The sequence below is a fragment of the Glycomyces buryatensis genome (genome assembly GCF_004912275.1).
Lineage (GTDB): Bacteria > Actinomycetota > Actinomycetes > Mycobacteriales > Micromonosporaceae > Glycomyces > Glycomyces buryatensis.
Genome location: NZ_STGY01000044.1, coordinates 76579 through 83316, shown reverse-complemented (window position 1 = coordinate 83316; position 6738 = coordinate 76579). Strand labels below are relative to the sequence as shown.

The window sequence follows — 6738 nt, the reverse complement described above, 5'->3', positions numbered from 1 at the left end:
TACACCCGACATGGCAGCCGCTGCACCGGCACTCAACAAGATCTTCCGCATCATCAGCTGTGTTCTCCTCATTCCATTACAAATCCGGCTGCCATCGCGATTGCGAACACCGAGACTGCTCCGATCCGTCGCCCCCAGATCCAACCGATCATTCAAGCTCACTGTCATAGCCTCCAGGGACCGCCTCACCGATGCTGGGGTACTGCTCGACGTCCGGACGTTCGCATCCTCGGTCTCGGCTTCGTCCTTCAGCACCTCGTCGAGGGCTTCGATCATCTGCTTGATCGTGGACTTGATGAACTGCACATCGGTCCAGATCGAACCGAAACTCGCGGTGTACTCCTACTTCTTCCCGTCGATGCCTTCGAGACCGAATGCGGGAGCAAAGCTGAGCTTCCCCGTCTTCATCTCGGGAATGATGACTTCTTCGATGTGCCTAAGGTCTTCCTTCAACACTGTCCAGAAGTTGTGGACGTACTCCGGGCCGAATTTGCGCTGTGCCACAAAGGCCTCCGGGGGGATGCGACGAGTTCTGGGTGGGCGGATACAAGCTCAGATGCAGGTTAGCAGGAGCTCGCAACACGTACAGCCCAGGCAAACTGGAGCGAATGACCAGGTCAGCGGACCGACGTGTTCAGCCTTCGTCTACTGGGTCATCAGGTCGTTCGAGCGGGGCGGAACTTCTTCTTCCAGAAGGGCCGCTTCGGGGTGCAGCTTCGGACGTAGAGTCCTCCGAAAGCTTCAAGGCGCTCCTGGTGAAGAGCACGGGCCTCAGCGACTCGGTCGCTGAAAAGCCGCTCTAGCTCGATGCCGACGTACGCCGTATGAAGCGCCGCTGCATCCTCGATCGGCGGGTCTTCTGGTAGTCGATCATGTCGCGGAAGCGCGCGCTGTGGCGTTCGTATTCAAGGTGATGATCGGATCGGTACAGCTGCGCTGCAGAAGAGAACCTACGAGCATGTGTATCGGGCAATCAGGGCCCGCTGGTAGTCGAGAATCTGCTGTTCCCTTGACGTGACCTCTGGGTTCTCACCGATCGCGATCGCGACTTCAGAGTAGCGGCGCACATCGGCTTGGTAGCACTGGTCGAACATTGACACTAGGCGGTCAGGCCGGATCTCAGGGTCGAGGTCGTCGAAGCACAAGTAGTAGCTCAGGAGGATTTCCTCCGCGCCACGTTCCTCTGTTTCCTCTGACACGTCATACAGTTCGCCCGTGAGGCCCGACCCGGTCGCAGTGGACGCGCCACGGCCGATGGCGTCGCGGACCGCGGTGGCCGACCGCGTGACGATGTCGCTCACTGCTGGGTCGCCGAACGGTGTCCGGAAGTTCGCTGCGGTCCACTCCAGCAACTCTGCGGCCATCGCCAGACGGCGCGGGGCCGCCAGGAGACCGAACGTCTCCTTGATCGCGGCCAGGTCGTTCCAAGCGGTCGCCATGTCCTCAGTCCCTCCTCCTACCAGCGGAGCCCGGGGTCGCTGTCAGCCTGGCATCTTTGGTTCCCTGGGGCATCCGGGGCATGTGCGTCATCGCACGGCTGCTTGTCCGGTACGAACCGTGTCTCGCCCTTGTCCGGATCACCTTGAGGGAAGCTCCGGTACGGCTCCGGAAGCGGAGGTGTACGTCAACCGGCCCCCGTGCGACTACGTGCCCGACGGGTGCCGCTGGATACTCTCGGATGTTCTACCCAAGAACTACCGCATGTTCATCTATTGCCCGCAGCGCGGGGCGACTCCGACGATTTTCGTCGGCAACGGCAAAGGGGTGGTGAACGATGAATCGTTAGCAGTACTCGGCGGCTGTCGCCAAGCTGGAAACGGCGTCGGTGGAGGAGGCCGCCGAGTACGTGAAGTCGCTCGGCATCACCCCGCCCGACAGTGAGGCCGGTTGGTACGTGATCGTGGACTACCCACCCGGCTACAACGGTGAACCGCGTCTGGTGTGGACACGGACGCTGTACAGCGTCATTGAGCCCGAGGACAGCGGCCCCAGCGCTTCCGAATCGGGCGACGCCTCGGCCCAACCGGCCCGCTGGCGCTGACCGCAGGACATCGTTCCGTATCCGCCGCGATCGCAGCGGATACGGGCCATTTCACTCCCATGTGGAACGTTTCGCCTTCGTACCCGAGGGCGGTGTGCTCGATATCTGAGCCGTCAACGACGATGGCTCTCGGGTGTTCAAGCGCGTCAATGGAACAGGGGAGGCGCTGGCATGACCGGCGACGGAATCGAGTACCAGGTGACCGAAGGCCCGGCAATTGATGCGCAGCTGCGGCAGCGCCACCGCGAGGGTGCGAGTTCCCGCGAGTTAGGCGAGTACGCGACCTCGCTCGGGCTCACGCCGCCCCTGCAAGACGAACAGGGTGCCGTGCCCTCGGTCGTATTCGAGTTCCCGCCGGGCGACACTGAGGGCGTCCTGGTGTGGGACGTGCCCGAACCGGGTGAGGACCAGGCCGACGACGACGATTGGGGCGACGGCGACAGCCCGTAGACGTCCACACCGGAGACTGAGCCCCGACCGGGGTGCGTCGGGTCGTATCGGCAGCGCGGCGCGACTCCGACGATCTTCGTCGGCACCGGGCTGGGTGAAGCCTGCACCTTCTCCAATGAACCCGGCGAGCAAGCCAGATGGCGCGGCGCCTCGTCAGGTCGTGAGTTGCCCCAGTTCCTCGCTGATCGCTTCTCGCAGGTCATCATGCTGCGGGCCGAGCGCATACCGCTCATCGCCCCAGTGGTCTCCCGGGTACAGCCACACCGGCATGCCCACACGATCGGCCGGCTCCCAATCGAACCGCGGCCACACATGCGCATGGAGGTAGGGATGGGTGTTCCCCAGGATCTCCAAATTGACCCGCCGGAAGGCCGGATCCAGCCGCTTGCAGGCGCGTTCGACCGCCTCACCCAATTTGTCCATATCAGACAGAAATGCCATCCGCTTGGCCGTGGGGAGCTCCGACAGCCGCTGCACCGCAGGATCATCAACCAGCAGCAGCGAGTATCCCGGCAGGAACTGGACATCCCCGATCACCGCGAATCCCGCTTCCAGCCTCCGGAGCACCGTCGGGTTCTCGCCCCGAAGCGCACTGCCGATCCGGTCCTTCTGCCAGTCGTCACTCATGATCGGAGACTCTACGCATCGTTGACCGGTCGACGCCGCCACCCGGTTCGGCAAACTCGCCGTCCGTTGCGAGGCCACCATCCAGAGCGCGGGGGCGCACCCCCGGCACGGGCGGATCCAGTAGATCGGCAACGCCCATCGGCCATGATCCAGCTCACCTTCCGAAATACCTGACTCGTCAGGTATGTTATGCGCAGATAGTTGAACAATCAACTATTTCGTCTTTCGAAAGGAGCTAGATGTGAAGTCTCCCCGCAAGGCAGCAGTCGTCGCGGTGCTGACCGCGAGCGTGCTGGCGGCGAGCGGCAGCGCCGCGGTCGCGGCCCCCGCCGCGTACGACACGAGCAGCGACGAAGAGGCGCAGCTGCAGGAGCTCTACGAGCAGGCAGTGGCCGAAGGCGGCGACCTGGTCATCTACGCCGGCGGCGACAAGCCCGGACAGGCCGACTACCTCCGTGACGCATTCGAGGAGAAGTTCCCGGAGATCAATGCGAACGTGATCGTGGACTTCAGCAAGAACCACGACGCCCGTATCGACAACCAGGTCGCCGAGGGCAAGGTCGTCGCCGACGTCGCGCACCTGCAGACCATCGACGACTTCCCGCGCTGGAAGAGCGAAGGCGTCCTCGAGCAGTACCGGCCGGTCGGCTGGGACCACGTCTACGACGAGGTCAAGGATCCCGACGGCTACTACACCGGCGTGTTCTTCTTCGCCTTCTCCAACGTCACCGCCACCGCACTCGGCAGCGACGCCCCGGTGGAAGCCGAGGACTTCCTCAAGCCGGAATTCAAGGACAAGCTCGTCTTCACCTATCCGAACGACGACGACGCGGTCCTCTACTACTTCAAGCAGCTCACCGACGAGTACGGCTTCGACTACCTGGAGAAGCTGCTCGAGCAGAACCCGACGTTCGTCCGCGGCACCCAGGACTCCGCGGACCTCGTCGGCACCGACGAGTACGTCGCGAGCTTCGGCACCTCCGGCGGGACCGAGGGTCTGGCGCAACAGACCTATCCGGAGGAAAGCCCGTGGGTCGCATGGCCGCAGACGGCGGGGATCCTCAAGGAGGCCCCGCACCCGGCTGCGGCGAAGCTGTACATGAGCTGGCTGCTGTCCAGCGACGCGCAGCAGAACGACATCGGCACCTGGAGCGTCCGCGATGACGTCGCTCCGCCCGCCGGCACCAGTGGCATCTTCGACTACCCGAACATGGACCCGCTCGGTCTCGGCGAGTTCATGAGCGATCGCACCGCTCTCGAGCGCTACAAGGCACGGATCAGGCTGTACGTCGGTGACGTGCAGGGGGTCAACCCCTCCGATCCTGACGACGTGCTCGGTCTCTACCCGATCGACCAGCAGGGCACTCAGGGCGCCTGACGTCCCGCGCCGGCATCGTCGAGGTCCGCCGCGACGATGCCGGCAGGGATCCCCTGTCCCTCGTGTCGTGGATTGTGGCGCGCAGAGTGCAATTGCTTGGCATGAAGGACGAATCAGTGGTCCTGCGGATGGCCGTGAACTGACTTGATTCCTAGGTGACTGCGGCCGCAGCACCCTGGCATGCTTCTGTCATGCAGCATGCGGAAGCACTACTCATCGGCGGTAGAGCCGGTGTCGGCAAGTCAACGATCGGATGGGAGGTCTCGGCGCAACTGTGCGACGCCGAGATCGCTCACGCGATCATCGAGGGCGACTTCATGGGTCAGGTGCATCCGGCACCGGAACATGACCCCGACCGTACCGGGGTCACCGAGCACAACCTCGCGGCGGTCTGGAGCAACTACGCCCAGCTGGGTTGCCGCCGCCTGATCTACACCCGGACCGTGTGCGTTCTGCCCGAGCACACAGGCATGTTCGAGCGCGCCATGGGGGCCGAAGTGCGGATCATCCGCGTCCTGCTCACCGCCTCGGATGAGACGGCCAGTGCGAGGCTGACGGGCCGAGAGATGGGCTCGCGACTTGAGCGTGAACAGCGGACCAGCGCCCTGAAAGCGCCGATGTTGGAAGCGCGGGCGCCCGCGGGAACGATCCGAGTGGCCACCGACGGCCGCTCGGTCATCGACATCGCCAGGGAGGTAGCCGCATTGACCGGCTGGCGCGGGGAACCGTAGGCCGCTGAACTCGGGTCTGGTTTCAAGATTCCCCCCGAGGCCTCGCGTTCGGCCAGGAACTCATCCAGGACCGCTGGAGGCGCCTGGCACGATGTGCCTGACGCTTTGGTCGACGGCCGCCAGTAGGAGGAGCCATGTTCAAGGTCGAGTGGACAGCACATGAGTTGAAGCCGCAGGCCGAGATCGATGAACTGTACGGCGAACTGCAAGCATCCATCGAAATCGACGGACCGGGCGACCTCGCCGTCCTCATCTACGCCGCCAAGCTCCTGGAAACGGGTTACGCCGTGGCACGGATAACCGGGTACCCCGATCGGGACTGGGTCCTGGACTACTCGGACATCGTGGAGTTCTTCATGTGTCTGGACGCGGTGGTCGAGGCCCTGGACGCACACAGCGCCGGTGTCATCGAGCTCTACCCGGGACCCGACCGCACCGAGTTCATCGTCTTCGACGCCGGCACCGGCGATGTCCGTCTCTACCGGGTGCCCTGGCTCGAAACGACCACGTTCGAACCAAATAGCCCGCTGCCGCGCCGCATCACCGGGCGCCCCATGACGACCTGCGCGCGCCGCGACCTCGTCAGCCACTTCAGCGACCTCCGCCGAGAGTTCGCCCGGGCCGCAGTCGAACACGACCCGCGCCTTGCAGTCCTCGAACCCATCAGTCGCTGGTCTCCGAACTGAGGACTGCCGTTGCCGAGGCACCAGCAGTCTTAAGGATCAGTCTCGGGAGAGCGCCGCGGCGGCCCCGCCGTATCTGGCGATCTCGGCAGGTGTCCAAACTCTTGCGGCACAGCCGATCTCGGTGATGTAGTCACGGTGGCCCGCCGGGATACGCGCTGCGAACTCGGTGGGATTCTGGGTGAGCCCTGAGAAGATCAGGTGACCGGCGGAGAAGAACAAGTCGACGAGTTTGACCTGCCCTGACAGGTCGACCATGATATTGCCCGGGTTCAGATCGACCCCGCCCCAATAGGGGATGACACTTTCCGCTTTGTCGCTGAGCCGTTCCGCCTCGAGTCGGACGGCCCCAACGGGGTCGTCGGCCGCCCCGGCCTCCCAGCGTTCGGTGACGGCGGCGACTTCGGGCTCTTCGGCTGGGCGCAGGAACTCCATCACGGTCACGCGACCGCCGCCGCGCAGCGGCGCATCGAAGTCGATCCTCGGCAGCAGCGCGTGCCCGTCCAGGTCGCGGCACAGATCCACGAACACCCCGTACGCGAGCTCGAAGGGACTCACCCGCGCGACTTGGAAGCCCTCGGGCGATCGCCAGGCGGTCGCCCAGTCGCCCACCCCGCACACGCTCCACCCATTGAGCACCAGGCGGGAGGCCACCTCACGGTGCGAGAGCCCGTGCAATTCAGCGAATTCATTCACGAGCTGGAGCCTAGTCAGCCGGCGTGGCGCGGTCACTCTCGTTTCCAGCTGGTGGGCCGACCACCGCCGGTGGCTCATCCGCGAACTCAAGGCCACAGCGTGACCAACCGCATGGCCAGATCGACAACTCCG

Annotated in this window: 10 protein-coding genes; 5 read left to right on the top strand and 5 right to left on the bottom strand. The window is 64.4% G+C overall.

The genetic code is table 11. The features are described 5' to 3' along the window. The 3 genes from FAB82_RS27510 to FAB82_RS11810 all read right to left on the bottom strand — a co-directional run. A partial coding sequence (locus FAB82_RS27510; RefSeq protein WP_211116544.1) for a hypothetical protein occupies positions 1 to 306 on the bottom strand: 306 nt, incomplete at its 3' end. Between the two features lie 36 nt (positions 307 to 342). Continuing rightward, the gene (locus FAB82_RS27075) at positions 343 to 504 is read right to left on the bottom strand and encodes a hypothetical protein (RefSeq protein WP_168801558.1); all 162 of its coding nucleotides are present in this window, start codon (positions 502 to 504) and stop codon (positions 343 to 345) included. Between the two features lie 446 nt (positions 505 to 950). Further along, a complete protein-coding gene (locus FAB82_RS11810) occupies positions 951 to 1439 on the bottom strand; it encodes a hypothetical protein (protein WP_136534745.1) in 489 nt (162 codons plus the stop codon). 386 nt (positions 1440 to 1825) lie between these two features. Between FAB82_RS11810 and FAB82_RS11805 the strand changes: the two genes are divergently transcribed. Both FAB82_RS11805 and FAB82_RS11800 read left to right on the top strand, forming a co-directional pair. Then, a complete protein-coding gene (locus FAB82_RS11805; RefSeq protein ID WP_136534744.1) occupies positions 1826 to 2041 on the top strand; it encodes a hypothetical protein in 216 nt (71 codons plus the stop codon). 171 nt (positions 2042 to 2212) lie between these two features. Then, the gene (locus FAB82_RS11800) at positions 2213 to 2491 is read left to right on the top strand and encodes a hypothetical protein (protein ID WP_136534743.1); all 279 of its coding nucleotides are present in this window, start codon (positions 2213 to 2215) and stop codon (positions 2489 to 2491) included. Positions 2492 to 2644: 153 nt separating this feature from the next. Here the strand turns inward: FAB82_RS11800 and FAB82_RS11795 are convergent, their stop codons facing one another. After that, positions 2645 to 3118, bottom strand: coding sequence for an HIT family protein (locus tag FAB82_RS11795; protein ID WP_136534742.1), 474 nt, complete (start codon positions 3116 to 3118; stop codon positions 2645 to 2647). A gap of 241 nt (positions 3119 to 3359) precedes the next feature. On the opposite strand from FAB82_RS11795, the gene FAB82_RS11790 reads away from it, so the two are divergent. The 3 genes from FAB82_RS11790 to FAB82_RS11780 all read left to right on the top strand — a co-directional run bounded on the left by FAB82_RS11790 (position 3360) and on the right by FAB82_RS11780 (position 5913). Further along, entirely contained in the window at positions 3360 to 4496 is a 1137-nt protein-coding gene (locus tag FAB82_RS11790; RefSeq protein ID WP_136534741.1) for an ABC transporter substrate-binding protein, read from the top strand. A gap of 191 nt (positions 4497 to 4687) precedes the next feature. After that, complete coding sequence (locus FAB82_RS11785) at positions 4688 to 5227, top strand: hypothetical protein (RefSeq protein ID WP_136534740.1); 540 nt, start codon at positions 4688 to 4690, stop codon at positions 5225 to 5227. A 134-nt stretch (positions 5228 to 5361) separates the two neighbouring features. After that, positions 5362 to 5913: a hypothetical protein gene (locus tag FAB82_RS11780; protein ID WP_136534739.1), complete on the top strand. Its 552-nt coding sequence runs from the start codon at positions 5362 to 5364 to the stop codon at positions 5911 to 5913. A 36-nt stretch (positions 5914 to 5949) separates the two neighbouring features. On the opposite strand, the gene FAB82_RS11775 is transcribed toward FAB82_RS11780, so the two are convergent. Beyond that, a complete protein-coding gene (locus FAB82_RS11775) occupies positions 5950 to 6606 on the bottom strand; it encodes a protein kinase family protein (RefSeq protein WP_136534738.1) in 657 nt (218 codons plus the stop codon). Between the last annotated feature and the right edge of the window lie 132 nt (positions 6607 to 6738).